Raw genomic sequence first — 19,625 nt, 5'->3', positions numbered from 1 at the left:
TCATTGTAAAAAAAACATCAGAATTCTTTACAAAATAGCTTATACTTATCTAGTTTTTTGTATTGTTTATACAGATTGTATCTTTTGTAGCTAATTACTACAAACTGCTGTATTTATTTTAAACATCCACCTTAAAACCTTCTCTAAATTAATCTTTAACGTTGCTATAATTTTCTTTAGTCATTGGGTCTTTAGGAAATGGCAAGCCTGATTCTTCTAAAAGTTTATCAATTTTTTCTGCCTCAAGATATGGCGCATGATAAGGACGTAACATGTTATAACGTACAACTCCCTTAGGGTCTATGATTGCAACATGTGGAATTCCGGTAACACCAAAATCAGGATTAAACTCTTCTTGCTCAGTAAATGCTACTTTCCAAGTCATGCCTAAAAACGTCATAAAAGAAGGCATTCCTTCGTATTCTATTTCAGGTTGATCTTTAGCAGGAATTCTTTTTTTATTTTCTTTATCTAAATGATACCCTTGTAAACTTGTTACCCCAATAATTTCTACAGGATAATTTTTGTAGCGTTCTTCTAATTTTCTGATATTTGGAAAACTTGCAATACAAGGACTGCACCAAGTAGCCCAAAAATCTAGAATAACAACTTTTCCTTTAAAATCTGATAATTCGGTTTCATTTCCTTTGCTAATCCAGTTTATGTTAAGTTCTGGAGCAGGATTATTTAACAATGTATGTTTTGCATAAGCTCCACTTAAGAATTTTTTTCTAGAAACAATATTCGTATTCTTTTTAATATCTTCTTCTGTAATAGCATTTGTAGTTACTTTAAGACATTTTTTTCTAATATACTGTATGTCATTTTCGGAAAGCTTTACCTCGGTTTCATTTGCTGTTTTAAATAGTATAAATGCGGTATGTGCTGCTCTTTTAGACATAGGCATATCGAGTAATTTTACAATTTCTTGTAAAAGGTTAGAATCGCCAATGGCTTTAGGGTTTAAAAATTGTAAACGCCCAAATGGAGAGGTTGACATGTTATCTTCTAGCAATAATAATTGCCCAATAGCAGGGTGGTTAACAAAGTTTTTATAGGTTTCTGCCCATTTTATATTTTGATCATAATCTTTTTGATCTCCATTTTCTGCAATAGGAAAATTAACTGTTGCTATAGATGCTGCTTTAGCTCCTTCTATATCGGGAGATTTAGCTAGTTCTGCCAATCGTGTTTGCAGTTCTTTTCTAAGCGCATTACTTTTATATAATATTCCATCATCATTAAAAGTTTTAATCTGAGACAAACTAAGTTTGTTAAATGAAAAAACTTGAGAAAAGCTATCGATTACTTTTTTTGAAGCAGCTGTTTTAGTGCTATCGGCAGTCTTGCTTTTTATAATATCTAATAAGTTATTATGTAACGCTGTTAACTGCTCTACTGTTGCTGTAGATTTATCTTTAGAAGTACAAAAACTAAACATTAATAATGTAAAGAAACATACTACTACAATATTTAAATAATTACTTGTTATTTTCATAATTAAAATTATAAATTATCTTTATTTAAGTTACGTAAGTTCAAAAAAAGCACTCGCGTAACTTAATAAAGATTTTGAAACTTTTTTTTAAAATTAAAACCTTAAGTTTTGTGTTATTTTCTATGGAATTGTTATCTCACCAAACGAATACCATCCAAACAAAAATAAGGAGGGGTTAATAACTCACCCGTTACAGAATCTACATCAGATCCTTCTAAATTAAAAACGAGTTTATCAACTTCACCTAATTCGGTTAAATCCCATCTCATCCACTCTCTAACTACAAATGTTCTAGTAGGAAAAAGTGGGTCTACTCTAGAAGAGGCCAAGTAAAATTCTAGTTCACCAGTAAAAGTATCTCCATTGTAACCTTTTACAATAGCTTTTAAATAATCACCTTCCTCATTAAGTCTTTTTGCTCCACCAGTATTTAATTCCCAAACACCTATTGCACTAGCTTTAATGTTTGGGTTTTGTTTTGGCTCCTCTTCTGTTCCGTAAGGATCTCCATACTGCATAGATAAGTAGTTATAACTTGTATTCGCAATTAAAACATGTTCAACTACAGAAGGGTTTTCAAACGATATAAAGGCATCATCATCTTTAACATGAGCTACAGCAAAGGTTTTTGTTTTATTTAAATAAGTATGTGTATAAACACTATAGATAACAGAGTCTAAAGCCGTTTGTGTTGTAGTCCAAGTATATGAAGCGTAGTTTCTATTAGAATATGCAAACCCACTATATGAACCGTCTGAATTATTAACGGTGTTAAAAGTAGCCACATCGGATGTAAAGCTACCGGTTGGAATAACATGATTAAAAATACCTACACTTTCATCTAATTCATTTAATGTAATATCATTTGGAATAGGAAGTGGATCATTGAACTTTGTTTCACATCCTAAAAGCGTAATTATTGATAAAACAAGTATATATATAAAATTATTTTTCATTTGTTATTTTTTAATTTAATAATATTCAGTTTTAAAATTTATTCCCAACCAAAATTTTGCTTACATTCTAGGTTGGCTGTAATTTCTACTTCTGGAATAGGCCAACAGCGCATAAACTCACTAATATTAGGGTTTAATTCTTCAATCCAATCACGTCCATCTTCCATTTGAAAACGCAATGTTGCAAAATATTCGCTACCGTTTTCAAACCCAAGTTCTAGAAAATATTCTTTAAATAAAATATCCATGGCTTGTTGAGATGTTAAACCATTAGTATCCACATCTGGTAAAAATCGAGTTTCAACTCCATCAACCATTATTGTACCTCTATTTTGGCGCATTAGGTTAAGCGGAGCCATACCATTAACAACATCGTTTGGATTTAATCTCATACGTAATTCTGCTTGCATTAAGTACAATTCTGGAACACGTAAGTAGTAGGTTGCCCATTTCTGATTAGGAAATTCATACCTGTCTTTTCTACATAATTTTTCTACACACCAATAAGCACCTCTTGTTCCATAATCACTCCAACCCATAAATACTTCTTTACGGTATTTATTAAAATCTTCATTCATCATATTTAAGGCTAATGTTTTAAGCCCTCCAGTTAGTGTTGTAGAAGTATACCTTGTACCATCCCCTAGCAAATAATAGGTAAAACCAGAAACAGGGCTATATCTTTTTCCATCATCTTCTAAATAACTAACAAATATATTTTCTGATGAATCCCAAGAGTTTTCATACAATGCACCCATCAGACTTTTATTGTCTTCAAAACTAGTAATGTTATATGTATCTCCTGTAGAAGACTCTAATACTTCAGGAAAAACCCCAGCACTGGTCTCCATATGTACATTTGCGGGTAAGTTTAATAAAACATCATCAACCAAAGTTAGAGCAGATTGATAATCTCCATCTCTACCACGATATAGAAAAAGTTTTGCTTTTAAAGATTTTGCTAAAATTTGAGACACATGAAATTGATCTGTAAAAGCAGGAAGATGTTCAATAGCAAAATCAATATCTTCAAAAAGTTTTGCATAGCTTTCTCCAACAGTTAACCTTGCTTGTTGTTCATTATCAATAGAAGACACTTCTCCTTTATACAATAAACCATAGATACTATCATCATCATCCCAATACCTGTTATATGACCAAAATATTTGAGTATGCATCCAAGCTCTTAACAAACGTGCTTCTGCAATTAAAGCATTTTTAGCCTCTATAGAAGGGTATTTTTCATCTTCTAATTGGTTTAACGCAAAAATGGCAATATTGGTACTATTTAAAACCTTATAAAGATTAATCCAAATATTTTTTTGACTATATCCGTCTGGAGCAAAAGTACCAGCTGCATTAGCAGCATAATATTGATGAAAACCACCATTAGAGGTTAATGAGGGATACAACTCACTAGCCACCCATCTATGTTGCATCGTTTTATAAATACCACTAACAATGGCTTGTGCATTTGTATAATTGGTAACGGCTGCATCATAAGTATAATCATATTTAGGTTCTACATCTAAATATTTTTCACAAGATTGAAAAGAGACTATACATAAAAAAGTAAGTAAATAATATAATATTTTTTTCATCTTTTTTTATTTAAAAGTTAATTTCATATTAAAATTGTATGCTCTTGCAGGCGGGTAAATACCTCTGTCTATTCCCATGCCAAAAAATGAGCCATTCCATTCAGAATCCCAATTTCCTTGAGGATCCATACCTGGGTATTTTGTTATCGTAAACACATTTGTAGCTTGTAAAGAAAATACCAATTTAGAAATCATACCTTTTTTAAGAAAATCTTTAGGTACATTATAATTTACAGATAAATTATTTAGTTTTATATAAGAAGCATCAAATATGAAATTTTCATTAAATTGATAGTTAGAGTTTACTGGATTACTTGGAAATTGAGAATACGGATCTCCTGTATAAGAATACCCATTTTCTATAATAGCAAATTTGTTATCCCAATGATTAGAGTTAATTAAACTTTGCATAGCATACCAATATTTCTTATTTCCATAAGAATAGGTAAATTGGCTATTTAAACTAAATGCCTTATATCTAAATTGCATACTAAACCCACCAAAAGCAACAGGATTAAAAGTGCTATTAAGTTTTACACGGTCTTCTATATCAATTTTACCATCTCCATTTTGATCTATCGGATACAAACCTCCAGGTACATCTCCGGTATGAAGATATTTATTATTAGAGTATCCTGTGGTTGCTCTTTCCCTTAAAGCAATTATTTCTTCTGCTGTAGCAAACCAACGACCAGCTGTTTGAAAACCATACCAATTACCTAAAGACTCTCCTGGTGTAGCTGTAATTGCCTGACTTGTGGCACCCCAACCAGTAGGAAAATTTAAAGATTCTAGTACACCATCTAGTTTATTAAGTTTACCCCAATTTCTTGCAATGTTTGCACTAACTTTTAAAGAGATATCATCTTTACGAATAATATTGTATGTTAAATCAAATTCTAACCCATTATTAGTAATGGAAGCAACATTATATGGCGTAGTAGCGTAGCCAGAAGAAGGCGCTAACCTTTTGGTAAAAATCATATTATCAATGGTTCTTTCATAATAACCTAGTGTACCGCTTAGCTTATTATTTAATAATGCAAAATCTAACCCAATATCTAATTGTTTGGTTTCTTCCCATTGCAGGTTAGAGTTACCAATATTACTACCAGGAACTAAGGCTCCTTCTTCAAAAGAGTTCGTTGCTTGTAGTAATTTTCTCCATCCGTAGGCACTTACGTTTTGCGAACCAGATTTACCTAATGAGGTTCTTAATTTTAAGTATGGAATGGTTTTTTGAAGAGATTTCATAAAAGGCTCTTCACTTATTAACCAAGCAATTCCTCCAGAAGGAAAATACCCCCAACTATTTCCGTCTCCAAATCTAGAAGAACCATCGGCACGTAAAGTAAAAGTTGCTAAATAACGTTTTTTAAAATCATACCTTATACGACCTAAAGCAGATACTATGTGTGTTTCTGAAAAAGATTCTGTAGGACGGTTAAAATTAGTACCATAATTTAAACTAATTAATTTTTCTTCATCAAAATAATCATAAGCAGAGCCAGTTAATCTATCGCTTTTTGATTGTTCCATTGAATATACACCTGTAAAATCAATTTTATGATCATTAATTTCTTCAAAATAAGTAACCATGTTTTCCCACACCATAGTATTACCATTACCTTTAGAAAGGGATCTATAAGCACCTCTATTAGATGCATATGAAGTACCTGAATGATTAAACGTATTATAAGTACTATTACTAAGACTAATATTAGCACTTGTTTTAAGTGTTAAATTTGATAGTGGTTTATAGATAAAAGAATTATTTATTCTCATATTATTTGACACGCCTTTGTTAGTATTATTTATACTAACTAATGGATTTTCTTTAAAATAACTATCTGGATTATAAAAAGTACCATCTTCATTATATGCTGGTAAATCTGGTCTAAATGATGTAATCTTTTCTAGCACCCCATTTTTTCCTTGACTTTCTCGAGATGTTGCACTCATATTTAAACGGTAAGTAAACTTATCAGAAACATCGGTATCTAAATTAAGGGTTAGTCCATAATTTTTAGAATAAGAATTAACTACAACACCATCATTTTTTCCATAAGTTAATGATGCTCGGTACCTAGTAGCCTCTGAACCTCCACTTACTGCCAAATTATATCTTTGACTTGTTGATTGTTGAACTATTTCATCCCACCAGTTTGTATCTCCATCACCAAAAGCATCTGGTAATACAGTTAACATATCTCTATTATACTGGGTTGAAGTATTTAAGGCTAAAAATGCATCATAATCAAAAATCATTTTAGCATTAGTACTCCAGCTACTAGAGTTTAAAATTTCATCAGCTGTTTTACTTATTATATGATCTTTGTACTCCTCGCTATTAAACAAGCGATATTTTCCACTATTAGGTGCTATAATAGAAGTTGTTATAGAAAGATCTATTTGAGGCTTAGAACCTTTTTTACCTCTTTTAGTTGTAACAAGCACAACCCCATTTGCTGCACGCGAACCATAAATTGCTGCAGATGCAGCATCTTTTAAAATGTTTATACTTTCTACATCATCTAAGTTTAGATTATATAGTGTATTACTAATATCACCACTTGTTCCTGCTCCATATTCTGGAACTCCATCAATTACCCATAATGGTTGGCTATCACCAGATAATGATGAAGACCCTCTAATAATTACACTTATAGGAGAATCTGGAGCAGAGGATTGTACCATTACATTTACACCAGCAGCACGACCTTGAATAACACTCTGAACAGTATTTTGTACAGGAGCAGAACTAAGTTCTTTAGCGCTTATATAGTTAATGGCTCCTGTAGCTTCCTTTATTTTTGTTGTTCCATATCCAATTACCACAACCTCATCTAAAGATGATACGTCCTCAATTAAACGAACTTTTAACTTCGTTTTATCTATGACAACTTCTTTTGTTTCATAACCAACATAAGAGAATTTTAAGACATCTCCAATATTAGCTTTTATTTCAAAATTACCATCAAAATCTGTAGCAACTCCTATGTTTGTTTTTTTAAGAAGAACCGTTACACCTGGTAGAGGTGTTTTATATGAATCGGAAACATTTCCTGTGATAATTTGTTGTGTTTTAACTGAAATCGGTTTTTCTTCAATAACAATAGTCGATTTATTAATCAGCTTAAAATTTAAACCAGCAAATAATAAGCTTTTATCTAATAAATCATTGGCTTTAATATTCCCTTTATTTAAGGTTACATCTGGAAAATCTTTAAACAGATCTACTTTATAAATAAAAGTATAATCAGTTTGCTCCATGATGATATCAAAAACTTCATCAACAGTAACAGTTTGATTCTTTTCTATTTTAATTTTGGCGTTTTGAGACAAAACGTTATTTGGCGTGAAACTGAAAACCGTAGCACAAAATAATAGAATGAAGGTTTTCATAATATTTAGCAATAGTTTTCTTCTTAATAAAAAAAGAATATTAGTTAATTTAATTTCCATAAATTTGTACGTTTTTAGTTAGTTAATCATTTTGGTTTAATTAATTAATAATTACAAAAGGGAATGAAGTTTTTTCTTTGAACGGTCTAATACTTTGTTCCCTTTACTTTTTTAAAATCGGTGTATTTTTTTTTATTTCATAGGCATTTATATATTTTGGTTTTTTTAATTAATAAAAGTATATTCTTAAGGTTTTGGCTTTTACTTATCACTCCTTAAAATTTATTTTTTTTAAGTTATCATCTTCAAAAAACAACATCACAGCATCTAGAAAAGATGTTTATTATTTCTTTTAGAGTTCTGTTTTTAAAACCAAACAAACTACGTTTCTAAACTACTTTAAATAATTATCTATTTATAAAGCAGTCAATTGGTTAAAAGAAAAAAATAGAAACCTTACTTAAAACAACTATTGTTTCTTTTTACTTATCCCATTAGTTATGTATAAAACATTAACTAAAATTACACACACCATTTGTACATGCCTTTGTTTTAGGATACAATTTTTAAGTTTTAAGTTAAACAGGTATTGTTGCTTACCTGTTTAACTTTAAAACTATTTTGAATAAAACTTTAATATCCTGGGTTCTGCTCTACAACGTTATTACTAGTAGTAACCGAATTAAAAGGAATAGGCAGTATATATTGGTTTTTACTAGTTACTAGAGGTTTTATGGTAGAAATATCAAAACCATCAAGATCTGCATACCTTACAAGATCAAACCAAGGTTCTTGCTCTTCTGCTACTAATTCTAAAAATTTCTCAACACGTATCGCTTCAATCAATTCCTCTCTTGTGCTAGCTGTAGTATTAAGCAAACCTGCTCTATTTCTTACAGTATTAACAGCAGCAGCCACATCTATTAGACTTCCGTTAGATCTTGCCAAAGCTTCTGCATAGATAAGATATACTTCTGGCAGTCTTAAATAATAATTAGTGGCACCATCAAAGAAAAAAGGCGCTTTACCATTTAAATACCCTCTAGTTGGGTGCTCGAAATTAACAATATCTAATCTGGTATCTCCTTGAGAAGTAGCAAAATTTACATAATATTCTGATAAACTTAGGTACAACCACCAACCTACGCTGGTACCATTATATTCCGTATCGCTATGAATGTTTGAAAATAAAACTTCACTAGAATTAAATTCGTTCTCAAAAACCTCTGCAAAGGTATTTTCTAAAGTAAAACCACTATTCAGTATAACATCGTTAGCTAAAGTAGCAGCCTCAGAAAATTTTCCCATATATAATAACACTCTAGATTTTAGTCCTTTTGCCGCAAATTTATTAGCATGATAACTAACGTTAGAAGCTGGTAAATTTTCTATAGCGTAATCTAAATCACTTAAAATAAAATCATAAGATGCCTGCACGCTACTTCTTGGTAAAACCTCTAATGTAGACGCTTGTTTTTCTCTTAAAACAATACCATAAGGAGACTCTAAGTCCCAAAATTGCCCAAACCTTCTTAAAAGATAAAGACTCATTACACTTCTTAAAAATTTAGCCTCTGCAACAATATGATTTTTTTTACCTGGTTCAAATAAGTTATCCTCTAGTTCTGGCACTATATTAATAACGTAATTTGCTCTGTTAATTAGATTATAGTAAGATGAATATACCAGTGCAATTGTTCCATTCTCTGAATCAACATTATTGGTTGAATACCCATTAGAAGATCCTTTAGGATCTGTATCTATATAAAAGGGATATATATTAATACCTGTTACGGCTAAATTACCATCATTTAAGGTACTGTAAGTACCTGCTAACGCTAACTCAGCTCCTATTTGGTCTGTAATTGCTGTTTCTTCTGTTAATACATCTTGCGCCTCAATATCCGTAACATTAACTAGCTCACAAGAATAAATAGAAAAAGTTAATATAAATACTATGATGATATTCTGATAATTTTTCATGTGATTTTTTTTTAAAGTTGTACGTTAATTCCAAAAACAAAATTTCTAGACAAAGGATATTCATCAGCATCAGTATAATTAAAGAAACTTTGTCTACCATCATCTCTACTTGTTTCTGGATCTAACCCTGGGTATTTAGTAAATGTTAATAAATTACTTAATGACATGTATATGTTAATGTTATTAGCGTTTATCTTTTTAATTATGCCCTTTGGCAAGGTGTAACCTAATCTAACATTTTTTAAACGGACAAAGGATGCATCATGTACAAATGCGTCTGACCTTCTATCGTTATTATTTGGATCATTTAATACTAATCTTGGTCTTGTACCATCTATATTTGTTGGTGACCAAGCATCTTGAACATTATCTTTAATAACATTTCTAATATCTTTTAAAATACCTGCAGCCTCCCAAACTTTTGAGTTTCCGTAAGAGTATTGCCATAGTGTGGATAGACTAAAACTTTTATATTGAAAAGTTGTTGTAAGCCCTCCAAAAAAATCTGGTTGAATAGATCCTAATACTTCTGTATCTGCACTAGTTATAACGCCATCTTCATTTAAATCTCTAAACTTATAGTCTCCTAAAGATGTTCCTGTAGATTGATATTTACCAGTAGGTGAAGCATTATTAAGAGCATCAATTTCATCTTGAGTTTGAAAAATACCTTCTACTCTATAACCTCTAATTGTTCCTAAGGGTTGACCTTCTTCAACTAAAGAAGTTCCTCCTGTAGAAAAAGGAAAACCACCTTCTAAATCGATAATTTTGTTCTGTATAGATGTAAAATTAAAACTGGTGTTAAAAGTAAAATCTTGTGTTCTAATAATATCTGCATCTATTTGAAACTCGATACCCTTATTATCCATAATACCTACATTGGCACTTTGGCTATTATAACCTAATTCTAATTGAACGGGTCTATTCATTAATAAATCCTCTACTCTTTTAGTAAAATACCCAACTGTTCCATTTAAGCGAGCATCAAAAAAACTAAAATCAATTGCTACATCTAATTGTTTTGTTTTTTGCCATCTAATATCAGGATTAGGCAAACCAAGAGGAGCAATACCATTTAAGCCATCATAACTATATCCTGCTCCAAAAAAAGTATCATACAAAAAATCAGAAACATTTGCTAAACCTGTTAGCCCATAACTGGTTCTTAATTTTAAATTATCAACCCAAGTTATGCTTTTCATAAAAGATTCATTACTAATATTCCACGCTAAAGCTCCTGAAGGGAATTTCCCCCATCTATTATTAGGTCCAAATTTAGAAGACTCGTCTGCCCTAAATGTAAAAGTTGCATAATAGCGACTATCAAAATTATAATTGAGTCGTGTAAAATACGACACCAAACCACTAGAGGCATTTCCTCCACCAGCACTAGTAATATCATTTGCAGAACCTATGTTATTAATTTGTTCATAATTAGCAAATCCCTCAACACCAATTCTAGAGTAGTGATCCTCTGTTTTGTAAAAAGAAGCACCTACAAGTGCATTAATAGCATGTTTATCATTAAAAAGTTTCTTATAAGTCAGTGTATTATCAAACGTAGTGTTAAATGTACGTCCATTTCGCTCAGTTCGAGTAGCATCATCATTTCCAGATGCTGTTGGTGGGTTAAAGAAATTACTTTCTGTTAAATATAAACTCGCATTAAGCTGTGTTCTAAAAGTTAGTTCTGGTATAAAGTCTACTTCGGCAAATATATTACCCAACAAGCTATTAGAATGTCTTTTGCTATCTTTACCAGAAGTAGCTACTGGATTAGGATCTCCATTATAATTATTAAAACTGCCATTGTCTTGGTAGATACTATAATCTGGTCTATACCTAATAGCATCTTGTATAGCAAACAATCCAGAACTGCCATAATTAAGTGAATTAGTAAAATTTAAATTGGTACCTACTTTAAAATTTTTAGTAAAGTTAGTTTCAATATTGGTTCGAATATTATAGCGTTTAAATCCGGTTTTATCAATAATTCCTTCCTGATCAGATAAATTAAGATTAAAAGAATAGATACTTTTTTCACTTCCTCCAGAAATACCTAAACCAAAATTTTTAGTCATCGCAGAACGAGTTATTTGCTTTTGCCAATTAGTGTTTCCGTTTTGAAAAAAATTAGGATCATTTAAAATACTTGTTTTTAAAGAGTTATTCCCAGAAAAATTTTGAGCTGCAATTGTTAAATTAGCTTTGTATTCATCTGCACTTAATACATCATACAACTCCAAAGGTTTATCTATTGTTAGTGAAGAATTTATAGAAATAGTTGGTTTTTGATTTTTACGACCTCTTTTAGTAGTTACAATAACTACTCCATTTGCAGCTCTAGAACCATAAATTGCTGCAGAAGATGCATCTTTTAAAATATCGATACTTTGGATGTCATCTGGATCAATAGATGCTAATGGATTTCCTCTACTTCCAATCCCAGCATCAAACGAGTAACCACTTACATAGTTAGGATGCGTATCAATAGGGATACCATCGATTACGTATAATGGTTGATTATACCCTAAAACAGAAGAAACACCACGTATGTTTATAACAATGCCCTCTCCTGGACGACCTGTTGTTTGCTTAACAAATACACCTGGTGCTTTGGCTGCAATAGCTTGCTCAAAAGTAGTTGGTGTTATATTTGCAATTTCTGCAGTAGAGATTGAAGATACCGAACCTGTAACATCCTTTTTACGAACCGATCCATAACCAACAACCACAACTTCTTCTAATGATTCATCATCTGGTTTTAATACAATGTTAATAGGTGCTTCTTTGGATGTTACTTCTACTTCTTTATTTTTTTTTCCTAAATATTGAAATACTAAAACATCGCCAATATTTGCTGCAATTTTATAATTTCCATCAATATCAGTAGTCGTTCCTCTTTTGTTTCTCTTTATTAAAATAGTAACTCCTGGTAAAGGACCTCCGCTTTCTTCAGTAACCTGACCTTTAATAGGTTCTTGAACTATAGATTTACTAGGTTTGTTTGTAATAACTATAGTGTTTTTATTTGTTAATTCGAAATTGAACTTATCTCTTGTTAAGGACTTTAATAACAAATCATTAGCCCTAATTTTTCCTTTATTTAAGGTTACGCTTGGAAAACCCTTAAACATATCTACTTGATATATAAAAGTATAATCAGTTTGTTTCATGATGATATCAAAAACCTCATCAACAGTAATGGTTTGATTCTTATCAATTTTAATTTTGGCGTTTTGCGACAAAACGTTATTTGGTGTAAAACCAAAAACCGTAGCACAAAATAATAAAATGAAGGTTTTCATGATGATTAGTAATAGTTTTCTTCCTTCTGAAAAAAGAATATTAGTTAATTTAATTTCCATAAATTTGTACGTTTTTAGTTATTTAATCATTTTGGTTTAATTAATTAATAATTACAAAAGGAGATAAAGTTTCTTCTTTGAACGGTCTAATACTTTGCTCCCTTTACTTTTTTAAAATTAGTGTGTTTTCTTTTATTTCATAAGTCTTTATATATTTAGTTTTTTTAATTAATAATAGTATATCTGCAAGGTTTTGGTTTTTACTTATAACCCCTTTAAATTTAACATCTTCTAAGCTTTTATCTTCAAAAACAACATCAACATCATACCATCTAGAAAGAACTTTCATTATTTCTTTTAGAGTTTTGTCTTTAAAACTAAACAAACCACGTTTCCAAACTACTTCAGAGTAAGCATCAACTTGTGTAGAAATAATTAAACTATTTTTTTTAGTATCAAGTACTGCCTGCTCGTTAGGTTTTAGAATATTTTTTTTATTAAAATTATACAACGCAATACTTCCTTTAAGAAGGGTGGTATAAATTAAATCTTCATCAGAATATGCTTTAATATTAAACTCTGTACCTAAAACTTCTATTTCTTGTAAATTAGATAATACCTTAAATTTAGATCCATTGTGGTTTATGCTTGATGATACTTCAAAATAAGCTTCTCCATATACCAATTCTACAATTCGAGTTTCCCCTTCAATAAAATTAACTGGATATTTTAATTTTGATGCTGAATTTAGCCAAACTTTTGTACCGTCGGACAAACTAACAAAAAACTGACCTCCTCTTGGTACGGTTAAATAATTATATAAGATCTCTTGTGTTTTTTGTTCTTTATACTTGTAAATAATTTTTTCTCCGTTGCTTTTTACGTTATCCTTTGTATATTTTGTTCCTTTTTCTAAGGCTACACTTGTACCGTCTTCTAAAGTTAAAACAGCTTTATCAGTTCCCTTTTTTATTTTATTGATGACCGCCTCATTTTTATTTAAGGTGTTATAAAAAACAGTGTCCTTAAAAAAATAAGTTCCTATAAAAAGTCCTATAACTAACACAGCAGCTACAATTAGTCTAACACGATAATAAGATTTTATTCTAAAAACCTTTTTATCTTTATTAATTTTTTCTAATAATTGTTTTTTTGTATTTTGTGTATTAAATTGTTTTAAACTGTAATCAATTGCAAAATTTACTTTAACATAACTTTTAAACACCTCTTCATTATTACCTTCTTTAATCCAAAGCTCTAATTTTTCCAATTCAGCTATAGATATTTGATTGGTAAAGTATTTTATAATTAAGTTTTCGCCTTCAGAAGTATTCATTTTATTTTTAATCATTTTATATATAACGCACAAAATTAACAGTACCCTAACTTTTTTTTAACTTTTTTTTATATTTTGCACAAATATTAACAATTCTCAATCTATTTAACAATAAATGCACGTTTACACAACCAATAATATATTAATAGAAGCTCTTAAAAAAGGCTCCCCCAGAGCTTATACTTTTTTGGTAGAAACTTACCATCAGAAATTGTGTATTTATGCATATGGACTAATCCACGACCATGATACGGCAGAAGACATTGTACAAAATGTCTTTTTAAAAACATGGACAAATCGTGAAAAACTAAAAACAGATCTACCCATTAATAGCTATCTCTACAAATCTGTCTACAATGAATTTATAGATCAATATCGCAAACAAAAAAAGATATTCCCTTTGGATAAAAAATATATTGACACCATTTTAACATTCATTGAAGATGACGATACTTCATTTGATAATTTAATAGACGATGTTAAACAAGAGATTCAAAACCTCCCAAAGAAATGTAAAGAAACATTTCTCTTAAGCAAAGAAGAAGGTTTAACAAATATTGAAATTGCAGAATATAAAAATGTCTCCCTCAAAACAGTAGAAGCCCACATGACAAAAGCCTTTTCTATTTTAAGATTAAAAGTAGGACTTAAAATGAATAGTATTTTATTTTTATTATACGGTGGTAATAATAGAGCCTTACTTACATCTTAGTAATTATTTACATTACTATATTTATATTACTAAATAATTAGGGTAATTACTACAAAAAACTTCTTTCTAAATTAATAATTACCAATACGGTAAACTTTTATTGTCCCTGTAACCTTTTTATTGATATTCCTTTACACAAAGTGATAACAGAAACACCAATTCTTTATCTTACTTCTTTATTTAGTTTGATATAAATTTTATAAGTTCATAAAAAACATCACAATAAAGGTAAACAGTCCATTATTTATTAAACGTAAAATTGGGGTATTTTTGTAAGAACCTTTTCCCGTTTTTATTTGCAATCAGCTATATTATGTAGTTCAAATACACTTAAAAAATGAGCGATAATTTTACCTTTTATAGCTCAAAAAAATTAAAATACCAGAACAACATTAAAGAACGCTTCTAACAACCAAAATTCAACTTAACAACTAACTTTATAAGATTCTACTTCTAATCATCCTATTAATAACATCAGAAAACGTCCTAGTATCACCAAATTTTAATCTCCACGATAATTTGCTTCTATTTAAAACTATTAAGTTTCTTTGCACCCTAACATCTTCAGCTCTAAAACTAGTGCTTTTGAGTGATTTGGAAATTACTTTTTTTTTATTTACCTACTTTTATCAATTTAAGACTATTAGGTAATCAAGCCAATAATCGTAGCACTTCTAACTTTACGCATAAAAAAGACCTTGAATAAAATTCAAGGCCTTTTCGTCTAACCAAACTTAGTATAAAAACTAACTACTACTATCTTTAAAGATCTTTACAGACCCATATATTAATCCTATTAAAAACAACACACCTGTTATACCATCTATAGGTAAACCTGGAGGCGATGGAGGTCCTATAGAAGGAGGTCCGCCTGCTTGTGCAAATCCTATTGTTGGGAGAACAAAAAATAATACTACAAATAATACTACATTTTTTTTAACCATCTTTATAACATCTCTTATCTATATGACTCACATTTGTTTCAAAAGTCACTGCAAATAAAAAATAAATTAGGCTTTTTGGTATTTAATTTCGACGAGAGGTAGATTAATGAAGATATTGCTTAATCATTAGGCGATGAGCAGGAATGCTCTTATCGTAGTTTTCTACTAATAATTCTAAGATTTCTGGTGATTTTGTACCAACATCTTTTTTCTGCTGATATCTTGAAACGTATAAATTATAAGAAACTCCATTTTTTTCAAAAATTAAAAAATGAGTTTCATTTAATTCTGTAAAACTAATTTGGTTACCAGAAAAAGTATCTGATGTATCTAAAAAGAATGGTGAAAACTCGTAATATTTAAAAACATTTTCCATAGTTATACCAATTCTGCAGATAAACCTAGTTGCAATAATTTAGAACATCTTGGTTCTAAATCTTTATATTCACCCGATTTAACGGTGCATTTCCCTTTATAATGCACCAAAGTGGCACACTGTTCTGCTTGTACTAACGTATGATCGCAGACATCTATTAAAGAATCAATTACATGATCAAACGTGTTTACATCATCATTATGCAACACTATTTCATGTTGATGCGTTCTTTGCTCTAAAACATCAACGTCTTCTTGTATTTTTTCTTTTGTACTCATCATCACAAAATTACAATTTATTGTATTTTAATGCAACCCAATTATTTCGTTCGATAAAAGTTTCTAATTTTAAATCATATTTAGAAACTTCTGCGTCTATAACAGGAATGTCTTCTTGATAAAATCCACTTAATAAAAGAACACCTTTGTCATTTAAACAGTTTGCATACGCTTTCATATCCATCAATAAAATGTTTCTATTGATGTTCGCAATAATCACATCATATTTTTTATTAATTAAAAGCGATGCATCCCCTTCAAAAACCGAAATATGGTTACAATTATTTCTTTCTACGTTTTCTATTGAATTCTCGTAACACCAATTATCAATATCTATGGCATCAATAGGATTTGCGCCTTTCATTTCAGCAAAAATTGCTAAAATTCCGGTTCCACATCCCATATCTAATACTTTTTTATTTTCTAAATCTAATTGTAATAAATGCTGTACCATCATGTGTGTAGTTTCATGATGACCTGTACCAAAACTCATTTTTGGTTCTATTACAATATCATATTTTAAATTAGGATTCTCATGAAATGGCGCACGAATACTTACCACATCTTCTACCTGAATAGGAGAAAAATTCTTTTCCCATTCTGCATTCCAGTTGGTTTGCGCTATTTCACTCTGGTTGTATTCAATAGAAAACTCATCAGAATTTAAAACAAAAATATCTTCTAAAACGGCGGTATTCCAATCATCTTTCTGAATGTAAGCTGTTACTCCGTTTTCGCTTTCAACAAAACTCTCAAAACCAACCTCTCCTAATTCTGCAATTAAAATTTCTGTTCCAGGTTCTTTTGGTGTTACTGTAAAATTGTATTCTATATAAATATTGTCCATAAACTTTCTTGTAAAAAAAATGCATCAAGATTTTTAAAATCTCGATGCAAATTTATTGTAAATATCTTTAAATACGATGCTTAAATAGCTTTAATAATTCCTGTAAAGTCATCTACGTTTAAAGCAGCTCCACCAATTAATCCTCCATCTACATCTGGTTTAGAAAAAATTTCTTCAGCATTCGCAGGTTTTACACTTCCTCCGTATAAGATAGACACTTCATCAGCAACTTCTTTATTATATTTTTTGCCTACAATACTTCTAATAAAAGCATGCATTTCTTGTGCTTGTTCTGCACTTGCAGTTTCTCCTGTACCAATTGCCCAAACTGGTTCGTATGCTAAAATAATACTTTTCCAAGCATCTGCTTCTAAGTGAAATAAAGCATTAGAAATTTGACTTTCTACAACTGCAAAATGGTTTTCAGATTTTCTGTCTTCTAACAATTCTCCAAAACAGAAAATAGTTTCTAAATCATTTGCTAAAATAGCATCTACTTTTGCTGCTAAAGATGCATCTGTTTCATTAAAATAAGTTCTTCTTTCAGAATGTCCTAAAATAACCGTTTTAATTCCGATTGCTTTTAACATATCTGCAGAAATTTCTCCTGTATACGCTCCGTTTTTAGCTTGGTGCATATTTTGTGCAACCACTTCAATTTTAGAATCTTTAGCTGCTTTTAAAGAAGCAGATAAATTTACAAAAGTAGGAGCAACAATTACACGAGTATTTTTTAACTTCTCTTTTTTAATTGCTTTTTTTAAATCTTTGATAAGTTTTTTACTTTCCGACTTATCATTGTTCATTTTCCAGTTACCTGCTACTATTTTTGTTCTCATAATTGTTATTTTATCACCTAAAAGGCGCTTGTTAATGTTTTTTTTAATTTGGATGTAAATTTAAGAAATGGAAAGACAAAAAACACTTAGAAAAGTAAATAGTTACGATAACGTTTTATATAGATTTTTTTAATGCCTCAATAACGTCTTTATCCGCAGCATCTGTGGCATTAAATAAAGAAATTCCTCCGTTTTCATCTACAACAACATATCTCGGAATCCAACTTACATTTAAAAAATCGACTAAATCTCCTTTTTTCATCCCTTTTGGTAAATTGTAATGCTCACCAATAACATTGTAACGCTCCACTCCTCTTTTCCAAGATCCTTTTTTTTCATCAACAGATAAAAAGAGATAAACTACCTCCGGAAACTCTTTTTGCAATGCTTTTACTTTTGGCATTCCTGCAATACAATCTCTACACCAAGAAGCCCAAACATCAATAAGTATCTTTTTTCCTTTGTATTGCTCCAATACTTCTTTAAAGTTTGCAACCTCATCATTTAAATTATATACTTTTTCCTTTAAAGCTTTTTCTGAAAACACCGTTGGTTTTTCTAAATTACAACTCATAAAAACAGCTAGTAAAACTAAAATAGACACTTTTTTAAACATAAATTTATTTTTAATTTTGGTCTTCTAAAATTTCTAATACTTACAATTAGACACTTTATTTAAAAACAAAAATACCTACTTTTGCGTAACTATTAAAAAACCAATGACAACACAAGAACTTATTGCCCAAATTAAAAAGAAAAATTCATTTTTATGCATCGGATTAGATGTGGATTTAAACAAAATTCCATCGCATCTTTTAAAAGAAGAAGATCCTATTTTTGCATTTAACAAAGCAATTATTGATGCTACCCATCATTTATGTGTTGCTTATAAACCAAACACAGCTTTTTATGAAGCATACGGTCTTAAAGGTTGGCAATCTCTAGAAAAAACCATTCAGTATTTAAATAGTAATTACCCAGAAATCTACACCATTGCAGATGCAAAACGCGGCGATATTGGCAACACCTCAACCATGTATGCAAAAGCTTTCTTTGAAGATTTAGCATTCGATTCGGTTACTGTTGCGCCTTATATGGGTAAAGATTCGGTAGAGCCTTTTTTAGCTTTTAAAAACAAACATACTATTATGTTGGCTTTGACATCTAATGAAGGGGCTTTCGATTTTCAAACAAAAGAAGTAAATGGTAGAGAATTATACAAAGAGGTTTTAGAGACTTCTAAAGGATGGAAAAACTCAGAAAACTTAATGTATGTTGTAGGTGCTACAAAAGCAGAATACTTTAAAGAAATTAGAAAAATTGTTCCGAATTCTTTTTTATTAGTTCCGGGTGTTGGTGCACAAGGTGGTAATTTACAAGATGTTTGTACATATGGTTTATCAGAAAATGTAGGTTTACTAATTAACTCTTCTAGAGGAATTATTTACGCTTCTAAAAACGAAGACTTTGCAACTAAAGCTGCGATAAAAGCAGCAGAATTACAACAAGAAATGGCAGAAATTTTAAATCAATAATTAG

General features: G+C 30.3%; 15 protein-coding genes. 2 read left to right on the top strand and 13 right to left on the bottom strand.

All coding sequences use genetic code 11. The features are described 5' to 3' along the window. Positions 1-148: 148 nt before the first annotated feature. From WG951_RS15475 to WG951_RS15445, 7 genes are all read right to left on the bottom strand, one after another. Entirely contained in the window at positions 149-1,498 is a 1,350-nt protein-coding gene (locus tag WG951_RS15475; RefSeq protein ID WP_105047844.1) for a TlpA family protein disulfide reductase, read from the bottom strand. 131 nt (positions 1,499-1,629) lie between these two features. Next, on the bottom strand, positions 1,630-2,454 hold the full coding sequence (locus WG951_RS15470) for a DUF4465 domain-containing protein (RefSeq protein ID WP_105047843.1): 825 nt from the start codon (positions 2,452-2,454) through the stop codon (positions 1,630-1,632). A gap of 38 nt (positions 2,455-2,492) precedes the next feature. Then, complete coding sequence (locus WG951_RS15465) at positions 2,493-4,055, bottom strand: RagB/SusD family nutrient uptake outer membrane protein (RefSeq protein WP_105047842.1); 1,563 nt, start codon at positions 4,053-4,055, stop codon at positions 2,493-2,495. Between the two features lie 6 nt (positions 4,056-4,061). Further along, positions 4,062-7,520, bottom strand: coding sequence for a SusC/RagA family TonB-linked outer membrane protein (locus WG951_RS15460; RefSeq protein ID WP_105047841.1), 3,459 nt, complete (start codon positions 7,518-7,520; stop codon positions 4,062-4,064). Between the two features lie 573 nt (positions 7,521-8,093). Beyond that, positions 8,094-9,443, bottom strand: a complete 1,350-nt coding sequence (locus tag WG951_RS15455) for a RagB/SusD family nutrient uptake outer membrane protein (RefSeq protein WP_105047840.1) — start codon at positions 9,441-9,443, stop codon at positions 8,094-8,096. A gap of 11 nt (positions 9,444-9,454) precedes the next feature. After that, positions 9,455-12,814, bottom strand: a complete 3,360-nt coding sequence (locus tag WG951_RS15450) for a SusC/RagA family TonB-linked outer membrane protein (protein ID WP_105047839.1) — start codon at positions 12,812-12,814, stop codon at positions 9,455-9,457. Between the two features lie 103 nt (positions 12,815-12,917). Continuing rightward, positions 12,918-14,105 carry a FecR family protein gene (locus WG951_RS15445; RefSeq protein ID WP_105047838.1) on the bottom strand — a complete coding sequence of 396 codons (1,188 nt, stop codon included), beginning with the start codon at positions 14,103-14,105 and terminating at the stop codon, positions 12,918-12,920. Positions 14,106-14,205: 100 nt separating this feature from the next. On the opposite strand from WG951_RS15445, the gene WG951_RS15440 reads away from it, so the two are divergent. Beyond that, positions 14,206-14,802, top strand: coding sequence for an RNA polymerase sigma factor (locus tag WG951_RS15440; RefSeq protein ID WP_105047837.1), 597 nt, complete (start codon positions 14,206-14,208; stop codon positions 14,800-14,802). 746 nt (positions 14,803-15,548) lie between these two features. Here the strand turns inward: WG951_RS15440 and WG951_RS15435 are convergent. The 6 genes from WG951_RS15435 to WG951_RS15410 all read right to left on the bottom strand — a co-directional run bounded on the left by WG951_RS15435 (position 15,549) and on the right by WG951_RS15410 (position 18,702). Continuing rightward, entirely contained in the window at positions 15,549-15,746 is a 198-nt protein-coding gene (locus WG951_RS15435) for a hypothetical protein (protein WP_105047836.1), read from the bottom strand. A gap of 103 nt (positions 15,747-15,849) precedes the next feature. Continuing rightward, positions 15,850-16,122 (bottom strand): hypothetical protein, encoded by a 273-nt coding sequence (locus WG951_RS15430; protein WP_105047835.1) that lies wholly within the window; start codon positions 16,120-16,122, stop codon positions 15,850-15,852. Positions 16,123-16,124: 2 nt separating this feature from the next. Next, positions 16,125-16,400, bottom strand: coding sequence for an ATP-dependent Clp protease adaptor ClpS (locus tag WG951_RS15425; protein ID WP_105047834.1), 276 nt, complete (start codon positions 16,398-16,400; stop codon positions 16,125-16,127). 10 nt (positions 16,401-16,410) lie between these two features. Next, the gene (gene prmA / locus WG951_RS15420; protein ID WP_105047833.1) at positions 16,411-17,247 is read right to left on the bottom strand and encodes a 50S ribosomal protein L11 methyltransferase; all 837 of its coding nucleotides are present in this window, start codon (positions 17,245-17,247) and stop codon (positions 16,411-16,413) included. A gap of 80 nt (positions 17,248-17,327) precedes the next feature. Further along, on the bottom strand, positions 17,328-18,086 hold the full coding sequence (tpiA, locus tag WG951_RS15415; RefSeq protein ID WP_105047832.1) for a triose-phosphate isomerase: 759 nt from the start codon (positions 18,084-18,086) through the stop codon (positions 17,328-17,330). Positions 18,087-18,201: 115 nt separating this feature from the next. Next, positions 18,202-18,702, bottom strand: coding sequence for a TlpA family protein disulfide reductase (locus WG951_RS15410; protein WP_105047831.1), 501 nt, complete (start codon positions 18,700-18,702; stop codon positions 18,202-18,204). A 103-nt stretch (positions 18,703-18,805) separates the two neighbouring features. On the opposite strand from WG951_RS15410, the gene pyrF reads away from it, so the two are divergent. Continuing rightward, on the top strand, positions 18,806-19,621 hold the full coding sequence (gene pyrF, locus WG951_RS15405) for an orotidine-5'-phosphate decarboxylase (RefSeq protein ID WP_105047830.1): 816 nt from the start codon (positions 18,806-18,808) through the stop codon (positions 19,619-19,621). Positions 19,622-19,625: the final 4 nt, after the last annotated feature.

It is taken from the genome of Polaribacter butkevichii (assembly GCF_038024105.1).
Lineage (GTDB): Bacteria > Bacteroidota > Bacteroidia > Flavobacteriales > Flavobacteriaceae > Polaribacter > Polaribacter butkevichii.
This window is presented reverse-complemented; position numbering and strand designations above follow the sequence as displayed.